General features: G+C 75.3%; 16 protein-coding genes. 9 read left to right on the forward strand and 7 right to left on the reverse strand.

From position 1 onward, the window contains the following. On the reverse strand, positions 1–389 hold a 389-nt coding region (locus IF43_RS37195), incomplete at its 3' end, for an FHA domain-containing protein (protein ID WP_037890982.1). 254 nt (positions 390–643) lie between these two features. Between IF43_RS37195 and IF43_RS0132135 the strand changes: the two genes are divergently transcribed. The 7 genes from IF43_RS0132135 to IF43_RS0132165 all read left to right on the forward strand — a co-directional run bounded on the left by IF43_RS0132135 (position 644) and on the right by IF43_RS0132165 (position 8345). After that, a complete protein-coding gene (locus IF43_RS0132135; RefSeq protein WP_078910619.1) occupies positions 644–1786 on the forward strand; it encodes a cation diffusion facilitator family transporter in 1143 nt (380 codons plus the stop codon). Positions 1787–1973: 187 nt separating this feature from the next. Further along, positions 1974–2468 (forward strand): VOC family protein, encoded by a 495-nt coding sequence (locus IF43_RS43925; RefSeq protein ID WP_369405194.1) that lies wholly within the window; start codon positions 1974–1976, stop codon positions 2466–2468. Positions 2469–2747: 279 nt separating this feature from the next. Beyond that, a complete protein-coding gene (locus IF43_RS0132145) occupies positions 2748–3233 on the forward strand; it encodes an NUDIX domain-containing protein (RefSeq protein WP_030209104.1) in 486 nt (161 codons plus the stop codon). A 65-nt stretch (positions 3234–3298) separates the two neighbouring features. Continuing rightward, positions 3299–4564, forward strand: coding sequence for a Tm-1-like ATP-binding domain-containing protein (locus tag IF43_RS0132150; protein WP_030209105.1), 1266 nt, complete (start codon positions 3299–3301; stop codon positions 4562–4564). A gap of 121 nt (positions 4565–4685) precedes the next feature. Then, positions 4686–6359, forward strand: a complete 1674-nt coding sequence (locus IF43_RS0132155; RefSeq protein ID WP_030209106.1) for a serine/threonine-protein kinase — start codon at positions 4686–4688, stop codon at positions 6357–6359. Then, entirely contained in the window at positions 6356–7201 is an 846-nt protein-coding gene (locus tag IF43_RS0132160; protein WP_037890984.1) for a hypothetical protein, read from the forward strand. Before IF43_RS0132155 ends, IF43_RS0132160 begins: the two co-directional genes overlap by 4 nt. 187 nt (positions 7202–7388) lie before the next feature. Then, positions 7389–8345: a serine hydrolase gene (locus IF43_RS0132165; protein ID WP_030209111.1), complete on the forward strand. Its 957-nt coding sequence runs from the start codon at positions 7389–7391 to the stop codon at positions 8343–8345. Positions 8346–8411: 66 nt separating this feature from the next. On the opposite strand, the gene IF43_RS0132170 is transcribed toward IF43_RS0132165, so the two are convergent. Continuing rightward, on the reverse strand, positions 8412–9269 hold the full coding sequence (locus tag IF43_RS0132170) for an alpha/beta fold hydrolase (RefSeq protein WP_030209113.1): 858 nt from the start codon (positions 9267–9269) through the stop codon (positions 8412–8414). Positions 9270–9288: 19 nt separating this feature from the next. Continuing rightward, positions 9289–10473, reverse strand: coding sequence for an FAD-dependent monooxygenase (locus IF43_RS0132175; RefSeq protein WP_030209116.1), 1185 nt, complete (start codon positions 10471–10473; stop codon positions 9289–9291). A gap of 104 nt (positions 10474–10577) precedes the next feature. Here IF43_RS0132175 and IF43_RS0132180 point away from each other — a divergent pair, with 104 nt between their 5' ends. Beyond that, positions 10578–11252, forward strand: coding sequence for a TetR/AcrR family transcriptional regulator (locus IF43_RS0132180; protein ID WP_158939611.1), 675 nt, complete (start codon positions 10578–10580; stop codon positions 11250–11252). A gap of 229 nt (positions 11253–11481) precedes the next feature. Here the strand turns inward: IF43_RS0132180 and IF43_RS0132185 are convergent, their stop codons facing one another. Then, complete coding sequence (locus tag IF43_RS0132185; RefSeq protein ID WP_030209123.1) at positions 11482–12771, reverse strand: ATP-binding protein; 1290 nt, start codon at positions 12769–12771, stop codon at positions 11482–11484. A gap of 247 nt (positions 12772–13018) precedes the next feature. Between IF43_RS0132185 and IF43_RS0132190 the strand changes: the two genes are divergently transcribed. Beyond that, positions 13019–13777 carry a serine protease gene (locus IF43_RS0132190; RefSeq protein WP_030209132.1) on the forward strand — a complete coding sequence of 253 codons (759 nt, stop codon included), beginning with the start codon at positions 13019–13021 and terminating at the stop codon, positions 13775–13777. Between the two features lie 22 nt (positions 13778–13799). On the opposite strand, the gene IF43_RS0132195 is transcribed toward IF43_RS0132190, so the two are convergent. The 3 genes from IF43_RS0132195 to IF43_RS0132205 all read right to left on the reverse strand — a co-directional run bounded on the left by IF43_RS0132195 (position 13800) and on the right by IF43_RS0132205 (position 16541). Next, positions 13800–14276 (reverse strand): NUDIX domain-containing protein, encoded by a 477-nt coding sequence (locus tag IF43_RS0132195; RefSeq protein ID WP_030209133.1) that lies wholly within the window; start codon positions 14274–14276, stop codon positions 13800–13802. A 43-nt stretch (positions 14277–14319) separates the two neighbouring features. Further along, complete coding sequence (gene lnt, locus IF43_RS0132200) at positions 14320–15897, reverse strand: apolipoprotein N-acyltransferase (RefSeq protein WP_030209134.1); 1578 nt, start codon at positions 15895–15897, stop codon at positions 14320–14322. A 116-nt stretch (positions 15898–16013) separates the two neighbouring features. Continuing rightward, a complete protein-coding gene (locus IF43_RS0132205) occupies positions 16014–16541 on the reverse strand; it encodes a hypothetical protein (RefSeq protein WP_030209135.1) in 528 nt (175 codons plus the stop codon). Positions 16542–16699: the final 158 nt, after the last annotated feature.

Genomic DNA, 16699 nt, shown 5'->3' on the forward strand with positions numbered 1-16699 from the left:
GGCGGCGGAGCCGTGCCCCGGGCTGCGTACGGGGGTGGGGGTGGCGGCGGTGCTGCGGGCGGGCGGGCCGCCGGGTCGAGCAGGACGGCGCAGGGGCCGTCGGCGGCGCTGCCGAAGCGCAGGACGCTGCCGGGGCCGACGCCCCATGCGTGGACGCGCCGCCCGTCGGCCCAGGTGCCGTTGGTGCTGTGCTCGTCCTCCAGCGTCCAGTGGTCCCCGTCGGGGCGGAGCACCGCGTGGTGCCAGGAGACCCTGGCGTCGTCGAGGTGGACCTCGCTGCGCGGGTCGCGGCCGATGCGGTAGCTCCGGCCGGGGCTCATGACCGTGACGCCCCCGTCGGTCTCGAGGACGAGCTCGGGCGCGGTCTGAGCCTCGGGACGCTCAACCATGAGTGGATTTTCCCACGATCCCTCCGGCCGAGCATTGCCGCAGGTCAGAGGCGCCTTAACGCTAATGACAACGGTCACCGGTGCAGCCTTTGCCCTATCCGAACAGGTGCGCTTCACTTCACGGGTCGAGGGCAGACGAAACGGGCAGCGACCACTGTCCGCGACTGTCCGCGACGCCGGCTGCACACGGACCGCTGCACGCGGACGACGTACGGGAGGACGGGCACGCCATGGGGGCACAGGGCGCACGGAGCATGCAGGGCGCACGCGGCCAGGGCCACGGAGCCGGGCAGGCGGACGGCGACGGGCACGGCGACGGCCACGGCCACGGCCACGGCCCGGAGGACGACCACGGCCGGGGGAACGGGCACGACCGGGGTAACGGGCACGGCCACGACCGAGGCCACGACCACGGGCACGGGCACGGGCACGCGGGCCACTCGCACGGTGTGGCGCAGGACGCCGACCGCCGCTGGCTGACCCTCGCCCTGACGCTGATCGGCACGTTCATGGCGCTTGAGGTGACCGTGGCGGTCGTCGCCGGGTCGCTGGCCCTGCTCTCGGACGCCGCCCACATGCTCACCGACGCCGCCTCGATCGTCCTGGCGCTCATCGCGATGCGGCTGGCCGCCCGGCCGGCCAAGGGCGGGTTCACGTACGGCCTCAAGCGCGCGGAGATACTCTCCGCCCAGGCCAACGGGCTCACCCTGCTCCTGCTGGCGGCCTGGCTCGGCTACGAGGCGGTACGACGGCTGCTGGACCCGCCGGAGGTGGCGGGCGGGCCGGTCCTGGTCACGGCGCTGGCGGGGATCGTGGTGAACGTGGCCGCGGCCTGGTGCATCTCGAAGGCCAACCGCACCTCGCTCAACGTCGAGGGCGCCTACCAGCACATCCTCAACGACCTGTTCGCCTTCATCGGCACCGCGGTCGCCGGCCTGATCGTGCTCACCACCGGGTTCGTGCAGGCCGACGCCATCGCCACGCTCGTCGTGGTGGTCCTGATGGTGAAGGGGGGCTACGGCCTGGTGCGCGACTCCGGCCGGATCTTCCTGGAGGCCGCCCCGGCCCACCTGGACCCGGACGCGGTCGGCGACCGGCTGGTCGCCCACCCCGCGGTCACCGAGGTGCACGACCTGCACATCTGGACCATCACCTCGGGCGAGGCCGCGCTGTCGGCGCACATCCTCGTGGAGCCGGCGGGCGACTGCCACGCGGTGCGCCGCGACCTGGAGCGGATGCTCGCCGGGGAGTACGCGATCGGCCACACCACCCTCCAGGTCGACCACGTCCACGAGTCGCTGCTGACCGTCGGCCGGGCGGGTGAGCCGGCCGCCGCGGACCCGCACTGCGCGGCGCCGCACGGCCCGGTCCACCGCGAGGGCCCGCACGGCCACTGAGGCCCCGTCCTGTCGGGCGACACGGCCACGGATGCCGCAGGCGGTACTTCGCCGGCGCCTCGCCCGCCGGCGGCCCGGGGACGGGCCGGGCGGGCCCGCCGGCGGGGGCATTGGCCCGCCGTGCGGGGAATGTCGTGCGGCGTAGCGTGGAAGGAAGAGCGCCCACCACCCGGAGGAGGTGGCGTCCATGCCTGAAGCCCTTGGAATCGGGCACCTCGTGCTGACCGTCACCGACGTGAAACGCAGCGCGGAGTTCTACAACCAGCTGTTGGACACCCAGACGGTCGTCGACGTGGAGGACGACTTCGGCCCGTTCGCGGCCATCGCCTCACCGCCTTCGTCCTCGGTTTCCGTACGCACGAGACGACGAACGGGGCGGACGCCTTCGATCCGACGCGGGTCGGGCTGGACCACTGCGCCTTCCACGTCGCCGACCGGACCGCTCTGGAGGCGTGGGAGGCGCGGCTGGACGAAAGGGACGTCGCGCATTCCGGCGTCTTCGAGGATCCGTCCGGGGCCCTGCACCTCAACTTCAAGGACCCGGACAACATCGCGGTGGAGTTCTACTGCCCCGCCTCCCCGGGCTGACCGGGCAGGTCAGACCGGGTCAGGCCAGGTCAGGCGGTCGGACTCGGTCACCCTGGCGCCGCGAGCGAGGCCGCCGCGGTTGGCGGCTCGCTGACGACGCCGTACTCGTACAGCGCGATCTCCAGGACGTCGGCGGCGGTGGCTGCGGGGGTCCGCGTGATGGCGAGCGCGGCGGCGGCGCGGGCGATGGTCTCCGAAGAGCCCGATCTCCCCGGCGGCGCGGGCGCCCAGGACGAGGGCGCCCTGGACCACCTGCCGACACGTCCACCGCGACGACCCGCACGGCCGTGAGGTCGGTCCGCGAGCGCCCTTCCGGTTGCCCGTACGGGCAACCGCCCGCGCCGGTGCCGGCCCGCCGGGCACCATGAAGGGCATGACGCAGAAGCGCAGCGCCGGCCTGCTCCTGTTCCGCAGGGCCGGCGCGGACGCACCGGGGCCGCTGGCGGCGGTCCTGCTCGGGCACATGGGCGGGCCGTTCTTCGAGCGGAAGGACGCAGGGGCGTGGTCCATCCCCAAGGGCGAGTACGAGCCGGACGAGGCGGCCGAGGACGCGGCCCGGCGCGAGTTCGAGGAGGAGCTCGGGCTGGCACCGCCGCCCGGCCCGTACCTCCCTCTGGGGGAGGTGCGCCAGGCCAACGGCAAGCTGGTCACGGTGTGGGCCGTGGAGGCCGAGCTGGACCCCGAGGCGGTGCGGCCGGGCACCTTCCGGATGGAGTGGCCGCCGCGCTCGGGCACGTACCAGGAGTTCCCCGAGATCGACCGGGTGGCCTGGTGCGTGCCGGCGGAGGCGCAGGCGAAGCTGGTGAAGGGCCAGTTCACCTTCCTCGAACGACTGTCGGAGCTGCTGGCGGACGGATGACGGCCGCACGGGTCTTGACCTGACCGTGACGTGTCACCTTGCGACTCCCCGTGAACATTTCAAGTATGACGATCGTCGTGCTGGTGGGAACGCTCGACACCAAGGGCGTGGAGTACGGCTGGCTGCGCGAGCGACTGCGACGCGCCGGCGTGGAAACGGTACTGGTCGACACCGGGGTGATGGGCGAACCCCGGGTGCCGGCCGATGTCACGAGGGAGGAGGTGGCGCGGGCCGCCGGGGTGGAACTGGCGGAGCTGCGCGCCGCCGGCGACCGGGGCGGCGCCGTGACGGCGATGGCCCGGGGCGCGGAGCGCACCGTGTTACGGCTGCATGCCGAGGGCCGGCTGCACGGGGTCCTGGCCGTCGGGGGCAGCGGGGGCACGTCCATCGCGACCCGCGCGATGCGGGCGCTGCCCCTCGGGGTGCCGAAGGTGATGGTCTCGTCGATGGCGTCCGGTGACGTGGCGCCGTACGTCGGGTCGTCGGACATCGCGATGATGTACAGCGTCGTCGACGTGGCGGGCATCAACCGCGTCTCCGCCCCCGTCCTCGCGAACGCCGCCGACGCGGTCGCGGGCATGGCGCGCGGCTTCGCGGCGGCCTCGCGCGCGGTGCACCCCGCCGACCTGGGCAACGCCGGACGGCCGCTGGTCGCGGCGAGCATGGCGGGGGTGACCACCCCGGGGGTGGACGCGGCGCGCGAACGGCTGACCGGGCTCGGGTACGAGGTGCTGGTCTTCCACACCTCGGGCGCGGGCGGGCGCACGCTGGAGTCCCTGGTCGACCAGGGGCTGTTCGCCGGGGTGCTCGACCTGACGCTGAGCGAGATCGCCGACGAGCTGTGCGGCGGGATCCTCACCGCCGGTCCGGACCGGCTCAGCGCGGCCGGCCGGCGGGGGGTGCCGCAGGTGGTGAGCCTGGGGGCGCTGGACATGGTGAAGTTCGGGCCGCTGGCCACCCTTCCCGAGCGGGTGCGCTACCGGCGGGTCAAGGTCCACAACCCGTCGATCACCGTGATCCGCACGACCGAGGCGGAGTGCGCGCGGCTGGGCGCCCTGGTGGCGGCGAAGCTGCGGACGGCGACCGGGCCGACGGCCGTGTGCGTGCCGCTGCGCGGACTGTCGACGCTGGGCGCGCCGGGCGGCGCGTACCACGACCCGGAGGCCGACCGGGCGCTGTTCGGGGCGCTGCGGGCGGGGCTGCGGGGCAGTGCGGCCGAATGCGTGGAGTACGACACGCACATCAACGACCCCGTCTTCGGGCGGGCGGCGGCGGACCGGCTGCACGCGATGATCGGGGCGCACAGCCCGGCGCTCGCGCCGTCCGGCTGACGGCGTGCGCCCCCGCTCCGCGGGGGTCGGCCGCATTCGGACGGGTTGGAACCGGCCGTGGCGGAAATCGTGTCTGGTGGGGTGTCGGTCACGGTTTGGCGCCACGGCAGGGGGCGGCGGGATGGACGCGTGGACGGTTCCGGGCTACACGGAGGCCCGGGAGCTCGGCTCCGGCGGCAGCGGCCGGGTCGTGCTCGCGGTGCACGGGGCGACCGGCATCCCGGTCGCCGTGAAGTACCTCAGCGAGCGCTTCCGCTCCGACCCGGCCTTCGTGGCGGAGTTCCGGGCGGAGGCGCGGCTGCTGGGCGGGCTGCGTTCCCCGTACGTGGTGGGCCTGTACGAGTACGTCGAGGCGCCCGGCGGGGCCGCGATCGTGATGGAGCTGGTCGACGGGATCCCGCTCCGGTCGCTGCTCGCCCAGGAGGGTCGCACCGATCCGGAGCCGGCGCTGGTGGTGCTCAAGGGCTCGCTCCTGGGGCTGGCGGCGGCGCACCGGGCGGGGGTGGTGCACCGGGACTACAAGCCGGAGAACGTGCTGGTCGCGGCGGACGGCTCCTCGAAGCTGGTGGACTTCGGGATCGCCGCGGGGCGGGGCACCACGCCGGGTGTCGCGGGCACGCCGGCGTACATGGCGCCGGAGCAGTGGCGGGGGGCGGCGGCCTCGCCGGCGGCGGACGTGTACGCGGCCACGGCCGTGTTCTTCGAGTGCCTGACGGGCCGCAAGCCGTTCCGCGGCGAGAACTTCGCGGAGCTGGCGCTCCAGCACATCGAGGGGCCGGTACCGGAGGAGGCGGCACCGGAGCCGGTGCGTCCGCTGATCCGGCGGGGGTTGGCGAAGGCTCCGGAGGAGCGACCGCCGCACGCCGAGGCGTTCGTGGCGGAGCTCGAGGCGCTCGCCCGGGCGGCGTACGGGCCGGACTGGGAGGCGCGCGGGCAGCGCAGGCTGGCGGTACTGGCCGCGCTGCTGCCGCTGCTGTTCCCCTCGGCGGGCGGGCCCGCGGTGGGCGGTACGGACGTGGCCACCACCTCGCTCGGCCAGGGCCAGGCGCCGGGCGGGTGGCGACCGGGCCCGCGGGGCTGGCTGGCGGCCGGGGCGTCGCTGGTGGCGGGGGCGGTGCTGGTGTTCGCCTCGCAGGCGGCGGGCGGGGAGCCGGGCGGGCGGGCGGTGGTGAGCTCGTTCGCCACCACGAGGCCGTCGACGCAGCCGAGTTCGGGCGGGCCGACCGGCCCGGAGTCCCCCGCGGCGTCACCGTCCTGGTCCCTGTCGCCCACACCGGGGGCTTCGCCGAGCCCGAGCTGGACCGACCCGTACCCGACCGGTACGCCGACCGGTTGGCCGACCACTGCCACGACCCGGCCGACCTCGACCTGGCCGCCGACGACCCGGCCGACCACGGCCTGGCCGACCCCCACCGCGCCGACGGTCACGAGCGGGCCGCCCACCACCGCCCCGACGACGACCCGGCCCGGGACCCCGGCGGTGACGGTCCGCTCGGTGGACGTCACGTCCTTCCGGCAGACGGGCGACTCCACGGGCGAGGCCGTGGTCGCGGTCACGACGGAGGGCCGGGGGGCGGTGACCGTGACGGTGGAGTGGTTCACCAGCGACGAGAAGGGTGCGCTCGGCGCCTCCGAGGGCAGCGGGACCCACCGGTACGGGGGCGAGCCGCTGACCCTGACCCACGAGTTCACCGGCTCCGGCTGCTACTGGGGCGTGCGCGCGACCACGACGCCGGCCGCCGGCAACACCTCCTCGGTCCAGCAGGTCTTCGTCAGGCGGTGCACGATCACATGAACGATCCCCGCATCCCCTACGGCCGGCGCCCGTCCGGGCCGCAGGGCCCTCAGGAGCCGGCGCGCGGCGGCGGACCGGAGCGCGCGCCGGAGCACGCCGTGCCGGACGAGTACAGCGCCACCGTGCTCGGCAGCCACTGGTTCGACGGCCCGGTGGGGTACGACGGGCCGGTGCAGGACGACGGGAACGCCCCGACCGTCCGGCTGCCGCGCCCGGTCGGGGCGCCCGTGCCGACGGTGCGGGACGCGGGCCCGGAGGTGTCCGGCGCCGGGCACGCGGACACCGTGCGGGCGGCCGCCGTGCCCGACCGCGTCGAGGGATCCGTGCTGCGGTTCGGTCCCGGCGTGACGGCCGGAGCCGTACACCCGGCGGGCATCACCACCACGATGGTCTGGCACGGCGGCACGCCGGGCGGCCGCGGTCCGGGGGTGCCCGCGCGGCCGTCGCGGTGGGCGGGCCTGCGCCGCTACACGCTCGCGGCGGTGGTGCTGCTGGCCGTGCTGGGCTGCCTGGCGTGGCAGCGGTTCGGACCCGCCGTCGAGGTCCGCTCGCTGACGGTGGCGGCCCCCGCCCGGGCGCCGGGCTGCGACTCCGCCGCCGACGTGGTGGCGGTCGTACGGACCAACGGCCGGCCGGGCACGCTCTCGTACCGCTGGGTCCGCAACGACGGGACCCGGTCCGAGCCGCTGTCGGAGCGGGTGGCGCGGGGGCAGCGGGAGGCGCGGCTGCACCTGCTGTGGTCCTTCCGCGGGCAGGGCGTCTACCGGGCGACGGCCGAGCTCGAGCTGCTGTCGCCGCAGCGGCGAACGGCGGTGGCGGCGTTCACGTACCGCTGCGACTAAGGGCTGCCGCCCAGCTCAACTACCGGCCCGATTCGTCCCGATAGAGCCCGTGACGCCCCAGCAGTCCGGACACATTTTCATATCGGCTTCCTGCTCCGCCGCAACCATGGCCCGTCCTGGCGTGTCGAGTACGAACGGGCGCGCGGGGGCGCGCCCGCTCGATTTCGACGGGATGGGAAACCTCCACATGACGCACCGGATATCCCGGCGCGCCCGCGCGGTCAGCGCGGGTGTCGCGGCCGGGGTGCTCGTACCCCTCGCACCGCTCGCGGCGACGGCGGCGCCCGCCGCCGCGGCCACGGCACCGCGGGCCGCCGCCACGGCGACCTCCACGGTCACGTGCAGCTCGGCGAAGGCGGGCCTGGCGGCGAAGCTCAAGCAGGACATCACCGCGGCCATGGCGGGCCGCAAGGGCTCGATCTCGGTCGGCCTGTACGACCGGACGAACGACACGACCTGCACCTTCCGTGCGACCGTGGGCTACGACTCGGCCAGTGTGGTCAAGGCGACGGTCCTCGCCACGCTCCTGTGGGACGCGAAGAAGCACAACCGGTACCTGACGCAGCGCGAGGTGGACCTCACCACCGCGATGATCACCCAGTCCGACAACAACGCCACCACGGCGCTGTGGCGCCAGCTGGGCGTGACGAAGGTCAAGGCCTTCCTCACGTCGGCCGGGATGACGCAGACGGTGCCGGGCGCCAACGGCTACTGGGGCCTGACGCGGATCACCGTGCGGGACGAGCAGCGGCTGCTGCGCCTGCTCACCCGGAAGAACACGGTACTCAGCGACAACTCCCGTGCCTACGCACTCAAGCTCATGAACAAGGTCGTGGCCGCGCAGCGCTGGGGCACCCCGGCCGGCGCCCCGTCGACGGTGAAGGTGCACGTCAAGAACGGCTGGCTGCCGCGGGCCACGCACGGCTGGCGGGTGCACAGCATCGGCGCCTTCCAGGGGGCCGGCCACGACTACGGCATCACGGTCCTGACGCAGGACAACGCGACCATGGACTACGGCGTGGCCACGATCCAGGCGATCGCCCGGGCCATCCACAGGGACCTGGTCCCCACGACCAGCAGCGTCCAGCGCTACGCGCCGACGACGGCCCCGGCCGAGGTCATCCCGCCCGCTCCGGCCGGATGATCCCCCGGCGCCCGCACCGCGCGCGACGCGCGGCGCGGGCGCCGGTCCTTCCGGGTCGGCCCTGCCTCAGGCCCGGTGCTCCGCGAGGAACCCGAGCAGGAGCTCGGCGGTCTCGGCCGGGCGCTCCAGCGACGGGAGGTGGCCGGCCCAGGCGAGCTCGACGTGGCGGGCGCGGGGCAGGATGCCGGGCAGTCCCGCGGCGGCCGTGCGGAACTCCGCGACGTCGTGCGCTCCGCCGACCACCAGGCAGGGCGCCTGGATCCGGGACAGGTCGAGGGCCGGCTCCGCCGGCTCCTCCGCCCCCTCCGCTCCTGCTGCTCCCTCCGCTCCTGTCGCGTCCTCGGCGGGCTCCGGTGCCTCCGTACCCGCCTCCTCGGCCGCGGCGGCCTGCGCCAGGGCCCAGGCGGCGAGTTGGACCTCGAACGCGTGGCGCTGCATCTCGGCCACCCGGGTCCGGACCTCGGCCGAGGCCTCCGGGCCGAGCCACTGGTCGACGTTGAGCGCGACCGCGCCGTCGACGTCGCCCGCCTCGAGCAGTTCGTCCTCCTTCGCGCCGAAGGCCCGCAGGGCCGGGCCGGGTTCGAGGCCCGGCACGTCGGGGCAGAGCAGCGCCAGGGCGGTGACCCGCTCCGGGTACCGGGCGGCGGTCTCGAGGGCGACCCGGCCGCCGAACGAGGAGCCGACCAGGACCGCCCGCTCGATGCCGAGGTGGTCGAGGAGGTCCCGGACGTCCTCGAAGGGGCGGCGCGGGCGCGTGAAGTCGGCGGGGGTCTCGCCGTGGCCGCGGAAGTCGGCGCGCACCACCCGGTATCCGGCCGCGATCAGGTCGTCACACTGCGGGTCCCACATGCGTCGGTCGCAGACGCCGGAGTGCAGGAGCAGGACGGTGGGGCCGTCGCCGGCCTGGTCATAAGAGAGCATCATGCGGCCGATGGTATGTCGATCATGAGAATTCCACGCCCGTGAATATCTCGTCCATGGCGCGACGGGCGGCCCGTTCTGGCGTGAGGCGGACGAGGAGGTCGCGGGCGGCCGCGGCGAGCGGACGGGTCTGCTGGACCAGCCGCCCGGCCCGCCGGGCGCGCAGGCCGATGGTGGTGGTGCGGCGGTGGCGGGCGGCGGTGTACGCGGCGAGCGTGGCGGGGACGTCCCCGCCCCCGGGTACCGGTGCGGCGGCGCCGTCCAACAGGCGGGCGAGGACGGCGGCGTCCTCGATCGCCTGGCAGCCGCCCTGGCCCAGGTTGGGGGTCATGGCGTGGGCCGCGTCTCCGAGCCAGGCGATCCGACCGTGGTGGAAGCGGGGCAGCGGCACAGCCAGGTCGTGGAGGTCGTGGTGGAGCACGGTCTCCGGGTCGAGGCGGTCGAGCAGCTCGGGGATCGGGTCGTGCCAGCGCGCGAAGCGGCGCAGCAGCTCGGTGCGGTGGTCGGCGGGCCGGTACCCCTCGGGGCCGAGGGCGGTGGCGTAGACGTACACCTGGCCGTCCGCGAGGGGGACGATGCCGAAGCGCTCGCCGCGGCCCCACGTCTCGGCGGTGAGGAGCTCCGGCAGTCCGGCGCCCGGGATCACCGCCCGCCAGGCCGCCTCGCCGCTGTGCCGCAGTCCGGGGTGGGACGGGAAGAACCGGCGGCGCAGCGCGCTGTTGATGCCGTCGGCGGCCACCACCAGGTCCGCGGCCACGTCCCCGGTGGTGGTGCGCACCACCGGCCGGTCGGAGTCCGGGCGGTCGACGTCCGTCACGGCCGCACCGAAACGGAGGGAACCCGCCGGCACGGCGGCGGCGAGCGCCCGGGCCAGGGCGGGCCGGTGCACGGCGAGCGGGGCGCGGCCGTACCGGGCCACCACGGCGGCGGTGTCGGCGCGGCGCAGCCAGGTGCCGTCGGGGCGGCGCAGGCCCATCGCCGCCGGCAGGGCCTCGCCGGCCCAGGCCGTGTCGCCGAGGCCGATCGCGTCGAGGGCGCGCAGGGCGTTGGGGGCGAGGACGATCCCGGCGCCGGTGAGCGGCAGCTCGTTGGCGCGCTCGCAGACGGTGACGCGCCAGCCGCGCCGGTGCAGGGCCGCCGCGACCGCGAGCCCGCCGATGCCGGCCCCCGCTATGAGTGCGTGCCGCTCGCGTCCGTTCCCGGGCATGGCCGTTTCCTCCTCGTGTCGCGCACTGCCGTCCGCACCGCGGACGCGTCGGCCTCTACAGCTGTAGAGGGACGTGCGTCACTCTACAGCTGTAGAGTGAGGCCATGTCCAGCCCAGACCGCTCCGACCCGACCGTCGCCGCCCGACCGCGCACCGCCCGGGCACCCGCGGGCGGGCGGGCGCCCGACCGCCGCACGCTCATCGCCGACACCGCGATCGCCACCGTCGCCGGCGCGGGGCTGCGCGGGCTCACGCACCGGGCGGTCGACGCCGCGGCGGGACTGCCCGCGGGCAGCACGTCGTACTACTTCCGCACCCGGACGGCCCTGATCGGCGCCTGCTACCACCGGCTCGCCGAACTCGACACGGTGGACTACGAGAGCGTCGGGCGGGGCGGGGCGCACGACGGCGCCGGTACGGGGGCACCCGACCGGGACGGGGTCGCCGGCATGCTGGCCGCGCTGCTGCTGCACTGGCTGACCACGGGCCGTGAGCGCCAACTGGCGCGCTACGAACTGAGCCTGGAGGCCGCGCGCAACCCGGAGCTGGACGCGGAGCTGCACCAGGCGGGCGCGGGCGCGCGCCGGCAGGCGGCCGACCTGCTCGCCGCGCTCGGGTCCCCCCGGCCGCGCGAGGCGGCCGAACTGCTGGTCGCCTGGGCGGACGGACTGCTGTACGACCGCCTCGCCGGGGCCACGGCCCGCTCCCGGCCGGCCCCCGACCCGGCCGAACTGCGCGCGGTCGCCCGCCGCATGCTCGACGCGGCACTCGCCGACTGAGGCCCGCGCCGGGGGCGGGCCTGCGGCGGGGGCGGGCCCACGGCGGGGGCTGGACCGATCAGCCGGGGGGCGGGCGCCCGGATCGGCCGGGGGGCCGGCGTGTGACGCGCGCACCACGGGGCCTGTCCTTCGGATCGTGCCGGGTCCGCAACACCCGGCCCGAACCGAAGGACAGGCCGCCCCTGCACGCCGACGCCGTGCGGCGCGCCAGCCGTGCGGCCGGTACGGTTCACACCCGCGCGTGCGCCGTGATGTCCGCCTCGAACTCGCCCGTCATCGCCGGCGTCACCGTGGGCCGGCACTGCGCCACCGCCGCCAGGTAGTCCGCGGTGGTCGCGCCCGGCGGCAGCGGCGAGGCGGGCCGCCCGCCGACGGCCTCCAGGTCCCGCTCGAACGACACCTGCGCCGCCATCCGCGCCGCGTGCTCGATGTCCGCGGGCGTGAACAGCTCCGTCTCCGCCACCAGCGCCGCCACGTCCACGTCGGGCCGCCCGGCCGTGTACCGCGACCAGATCGCCGCCCGCGCGCCCGCGTCCGGCGTGCCGATCGGGATCAGGTAGTCGAAGCGCCCCGGGCGCAGGAACGCCGGGTCGAGCGACCGGATCGAGTTCGTGGCGCACACCAGCAGCCGCTCGTCGCCCTCCCGGAAGCCGGGGATCAGCTTGAGGAGCTCGTTGGTCACCCCGTGCATGCCGCCGGGCTGCGCCGGCTCACTGCGCACCGGCGCGATCTCCTCGACCTCGTCGATGAAGAGCAGGACCCGCTCCAGCTCGGCGACCCGGGCGAAGGCGTCGCGCAGGGCGGCGGCCAGGTTGCCCTCGTCGGCCAGCCGGGAGGGGAAGATCTCGACGAACGGCCAGCCCAGGCGGGAGGCGACGGCCCGGGCGAAGGTGGTCTTGCCGGTGCCGGGCGGGCCGAAGAGGGTGATCGCCCGCGGCGGCCGCACGCCGTGCTGCGCGGCCCGCTCGGGCTCGGCCAGCGGCAGGACGACCCGCCGCTCTATGAGGTCCTTCTCCTTCTCCATTCCGGCGACCCTGCCCCACAGGTCGTTGGGCAGGAAGCGGCCGCCGAGGTCGTCGAGGAGCCCGGCCGCGGGGCCGTGCAGCGGTTCGGTCTTCTCGAAGTAGGCGACCGCGGGCTGACGGGTGTAGCCCGCGTTGAGCAGCCCCTCACCGAGCAGGTCCTCCTCGGGCAGCACGTACGCGATCCGGCTCACCCGCGCGGCGATCAGCCGCCGCTCCAGCTCCACCAGCAGGGCGCTCGCCAGGCCCCGGCCGCGCCAGCCCGAGTTGATGGCGATCCGCATCACCCAGGCGCGCTCGCCGGCCACGCAGGCCAGCGCCGCGCCGATGGGCACGCCCTGGTGGACGGCGACGACGGCGGGCTGCCGGTCGGTCAGCGCCCCGATGCACTCGGCCAGCGAGAAGACGGACTCCTGGCCCAGCTCGGCCGTGGTGTCGATGAGGTGGACCACCGCGGCGAGATCGCTCTCGCGGTAGTCGTGGATCAGCCAGTTCACCGGTACCGCCCCTCGTTCGTGCTCCTGCGGTGAGGCTAGGGGCGGGGTGCCGGGCCGTTCGCCCGACAGGTTGCACAAGCGGGACCGCGGAACCGTCCGCCGCGTCGATAGACGTGCGGGGTGCCGCGGCTTCCTTGCGGAATGTCCGCATGCGATCCGTTCGCGGGCCGGATTCACAGGAGATTCTCAAGGAACGGGAGCCTCCGCTCATAGCTTTCCGGGCCAGGCTCAAGGCATGATCCACCGCATGCTCCCCCGACAGGCCCGGCACGTACGGACCGGCGCGCGCGTGCTGATCGCGATGACCCCGCTCGTCGCACTGCTCGGCACGGTCACGCCCGCGAACGGCGCCCACCTCCCGCCGGGCGAGACCGTGACGGCGCGCGAGTCGGACGAGAGCGACCGGGTGGGCGCCCTGTTCGCGGGCGGCCTGGACGGCGGCCACTACTGCACCGCGTCGGTGGTGCGCAGCGACGACCGGAACCTGATCGCCACCGCGGCCCACTGCCTGACCCAGGACGCGGGGCGGACCGTGTTCGTCCCCGGTTACCGCGACGGCGACGCACCGTACGGGGTGTGGCGGCTCACCGGCACGTACGTGGACCCCGGCTGGACGGCGGACGAGGACCCGGACGCGGACGTGGCGTTCGCGACCGTGGCGCCGCTCGACGGGGAGGAGATCGAGGACGTGCTCGGCGGCTTCACGGTGGCCCCGGACCAGCCGGACGACGTGGACGTCACGGTCGTGGGCTACCCGAGCACGGCCGAGGCCCCGCTGCTGTGCCGCAACGAGACCTCCCTGTTCAGCGCCACGCAGCGGCGCATCGAGTGCCCCGACTACAGCGGGGGCACCAGCGGCAGTCCGTGGCTGACGACCACGGGCCGGCTCGTGGGAGTGCTGGGCGGGTACGAGGGCGGCGGCACGGTGCCGGAGGTGTCGTACAGCGCGGTGCTGGGCGAGCGGGCGCGGGAGCTGTACCGCGAGGCGGCGGTGTCGGGGGGCTGACCGCCGTCCGGCCGATGCCGCCTCACGTGCCCGCGGGCTCGAACCAGGTGGGCTCGTCCTTCAGCGCCTGCCGGATCCGGTCCAGCGCGAACGCCTCCAGCGGCGGGAGCGCGTCCACGGCGAACCAGGCCACGTCGAGCGACTCCTCGTCGTTCACCCGGGCCTCGCCGCCCACCGCCCGGCAGCGGAAGGTGATGTCCATGTACTGGCACGCGTCGCCGTTGGCGTACGTCACCGGCTGGAGGCACTGCACGAGGACGACGCGCTCGGCGACGCAGCGCACGGCCGTCTCCTCGTACACCTCGCGCACCGCCGTCTCGGCGGGCTGCTCCCCCGGTTCGGAGATGCCGCCGATGACGGACCAGCCGCCGGTGTCGGCGCGCCGCCCGAGCAGCACCCGCCCCTCGCCGTCGAACACCACGGCGGTCACGCCCGGCAGGAACAGCAGCTGGTGGCCGGCGGTGGCCCGGATGCGGCGGATGAACTCGGGGGTGCTCATGGCACGACCCTAGGGGGTTCGAGGCGGTGCGTGACGGACCGGGTCAGGGCGTACGGCGGCGGGCCCGGGCGGTGAACGCCGCGCTCCAGCCGAGCCCGAGGGCCGCCAGGGCGACCAGCGCGTACTCCGGCCAGGCCCCCAGCCGCGTGGCCGGGGTGACCGACGAGCGCAGCGGAATCGTCTCGACCAGCGCGTCCGGGGTGAACATCTTCGTCTGCCGCACGATCTGGCCGTCGGGTCGGATCACGGCGCTCACGCCGCTGGTGACGGGCACCAGCACCGAGCGGCTGTGCTCGACCGCCCGCACCCGGGACATCGCGAGCTGCTGGTAGGTCATCTCGCTGCGGCCGAACGTGGCGTTGTTGCTGGGGACGGAGATCACCTGGGCGCCGGCCCGGACGGTGTCGCGCACGGCGTCGTCGAAGGCCGCCTCGTAGCAGGTGACGAGCCCGACGCGGCTGCCGGACATGGTGAAGACGCCGGGCACCTTGCCGGGGCCGAAGTCGCGGCGCACCCGGTCCACGTCCGAGCTGAACACGCGCGCCACGGACCGCATGGGGATGTACTCGCCGAAGGGCTGGATGTGCCGCTTGTCGTAGGTGGCGACCGGTCCGCGCTGCGGGTCCCACAGGATCTGCGTGTTGCGCAGCGGACCGGTGGTGGGGGCGACGACCGAGCCGATGGAGACGGGGACGCCGACGGCCTTCACCGCGTTGTCGATCACGGCGTACGCGTCGGACTCCGCGTACGGGTCGAGGTCGGAGGAGTTCTCCGGCCAGACGACGAAGTCGGGCTTGGGGACGCGGCCGGCCCGGACGTCGTTCGCGAGCTGGACGGTCCGCCTGGCGTGGTTGTCGAGGACGGCCCGGCGCTGGGCGTTGAAGTCGAAGCCGGCGCGCGGCACGTTGCCCTGGATCACGGCGGCGGTGGCGGTGCCGTCCTCCGGGCCGTCGTCCACGAGCGGACGGGCGGCCAGGGCGCCGGCGACCGGTACGAGCACGGTGAGCGCGGCGACCAGCGGCCGCCGCCGCCCCTCGCGCAGCTGGCGCAGTACGGCGTACAGGCCGAAGCCGCACAGCACGACGGCGAAACTCAGCAGCGGGGTGCCGCCGACGGCGGCCAGGGGAAGGAAGACGCCGTCGGCCTGGCCGAAGGCGATCTTGCCCCAGGGGAAGCCCCCGAACGGGGCGCGGGCCCTGACCGCCTCGGCGGTGACCCACACGGCGGCGCCCCAGACCGGCCACAGCGGGGCGCGGGTGACGAGCGCGATGCCGAGGCAGCCGAGGGCGATGAGCAGCGCCTCGGCGGTGGCGAGGGCCAGCCACGGCACCGGGCCGACCTCCTCGCCGGTCCACACGAGCAGCGGCAGCATGAAGCCCAGACCGGCCAGCAGGCCCAGTCCGAAGGCGGCGCGCGGGCGGCGCCGGTGGAGGACGTGGCCGAGCAGCGCGAAGGCGGGCAGGGCGAGCCACCACAGGGGGCGGGGCGGGAAGCTCAGGTACAGGAGGACGCCGGCGGCCGCGGCCAGCCCGGGATCGATCAGCCGGGCGGCGCCTCGGCGCGCCCGGACGGGCGCGGGGGCGGACGGCTCGGTGGCGGTCGTGCGGGTGGCGCTGCTCATTGGCGGAGTGTACGACGGTCACCTGGGAGACGTACGGCGGGGCCGGTGGCGGAGGTTCCGGATCGCGGCCCGGACCACGGTGCGCGCGCGAGGCGGGCTTCGGGGGCGGTTGAAGGTCAGACCGGGGAGGGCGGGGCCGGGTGGGCGAGGCGCGAGCGGATGACGCGTACCGCCGTCTCGGCGTCGTCGACGGTCACGGTGAACAGCCGGCCGTCGCCGAAGCGCAGGACGACCGCCTCGCCGCGCCGCACGACCACCGCGGTGCCCTTCTCGGGCCGCCAGCGGTAGCCCCAGCCGCCCCACTGGCGCGGGGTGACGCGCGGGACGAACTCCGCCGAGGCGATGTCCGCCAGCCGGAACCGCCGCCGGGGCACGCCGATGTGCCCGCAGCGGACCTCCAGCCCGTCGTCGTCCACGGTGACGGCGACGTGGACGAAGGCCAGCGTGCCGTAGATGATCAGCAGCCCGGCGGCCACGCAGCCGACGACGGCCATGACGAGCGGGACGAGCCCGCCGGACCAGGCGGATTCCACGGCCAGCCCGACGCCGAGCGCGAGGAAGGCCATGCCCGCGGCCGCGAGCAGCCACTGCGCACGGTTGGTGGCGCGGCCGGTCCAGACCGGCCCGGTGGGGAGGTCCCTCATGGGGGGCAGCCTACTCATGCACGGGGAGGGGAGGCAGCGCTTGCGCATCCTTTCGGGCGGCTACCCGGGGCCCTTGACCTCAAGCGGGCTTGAGGTCCTACGTTCGGCGTACCGGGTGCCCCCGGCGGTGCCTCCGGGCCCCGGCAGGGGGCCACCCG

It is taken from the genome of Streptomyces sp. NRRL S-87, assembly GCF_000719335.1.
Lineage (GTDB): Bacteria > Actinomycetota > Actinomycetes > Streptomycetales > Streptomycetaceae > Streptomyces.

Excerpts from the sequence above, each read along its gene's own strand:
- IF43_RS0132160 (WP_037890984.1), top strand. The coding sequence starts at position 6,356 with ATGAACGATCCCCGCATCCCCTACGGCCGGCGCCCGTCCGGGCCGCAG.
- IF43_RS0132175 (WP_030209116.1), bottom strand. The coding sequence starts at position 10,473 with ATGCCCGGGAACGGACGCGAGCGGCACGCACTCATAGCGGGGGCCGGC.
- lnt (WP_030209134.1), bottom strand. The coding sequence starts at position 15,897 with ATGAGCAGCGCCACCCGCACGACCGCCACCGAGCCGTCCGCCCCCGCG.
- IF43_RS0132180 (WP_158939611.1), top strand. The coding sequence starts at position 10,578 with ATGTCCAGCCCAGACCGCTCCGACCCGACCGTCGCCGCCCGACCGCGC.
- IF43_RS0132190 (WP_030209132.1), top strand. The coding sequence starts at position 13,019 with ATGCTCCCCCGACAGGCCCGGCACGTACGGACCGGCGCGCGCGTGCTG.
- IF43_RS0132135 (WP_078910619.1), top strand. The coding sequence starts at position 644 with ATGCAGGGCGCACGCGGCCAGGGCCACGGAGCCGGGCAGGCGGACGGC.
- IF43_RS0132195 (WP_030209133.1), bottom strand. The coding sequence starts at position 14,276 with ATGAGCACCCCCGAGTTCATCCGCCGCATCCGGGCCACCGCCGGCCAC.
- IF43_RS0132155 (WP_030209106.1), top strand. The coding sequence starts at position 4,686 with ATGGACGCGTGGACGGTTCCGGGCTACACGGAGGCCCGGGAGCTCGGC.
- IF43_RS0132170 (WP_030209113.1), bottom strand. The coding sequence starts at position 9,269 with ATGATGCTCTCTTATGACCAGGCCGGCGACGGCCCCACCGTCCTGCTC.
- IF43_RS0132165 (WP_030209111.1), top strand. The coding sequence starts at position 7,389 with ATGACGCACCGGATATCCCGGCGCGCCCGCGCGGTCAGCGCGGGTGTC.
- IF43_RS0132205 (WP_030209135.1), bottom strand. The coding sequence starts at position 16,541 with ATGAGGGACCTCCCCACCGGGCCGGTCTGGACCGGCCGCGCCACCAAC.
- IF43_RS43925 (WP_369405194.1), top strand. The coding sequence starts at position 1,974 with ATGCCTGAAGCCCTTGGAATCGGGCACCTCGTGCTGACCGTCACCGAC.
- IF43_RS0132150 (WP_030209105.1), top strand. The coding sequence starts at position 3,299 with ATGACGATCGTCGTGCTGGTGGGAACGCTCGACACCAAGGGCGTGGAG.
- IF43_RS0132145 (WP_030209104.1), top strand. The coding sequence starts at position 2,748 with ATGACGCAGAAGCGCAGCGCCGGCCTGCTCCTGTTCCGCAGGGCCGGC.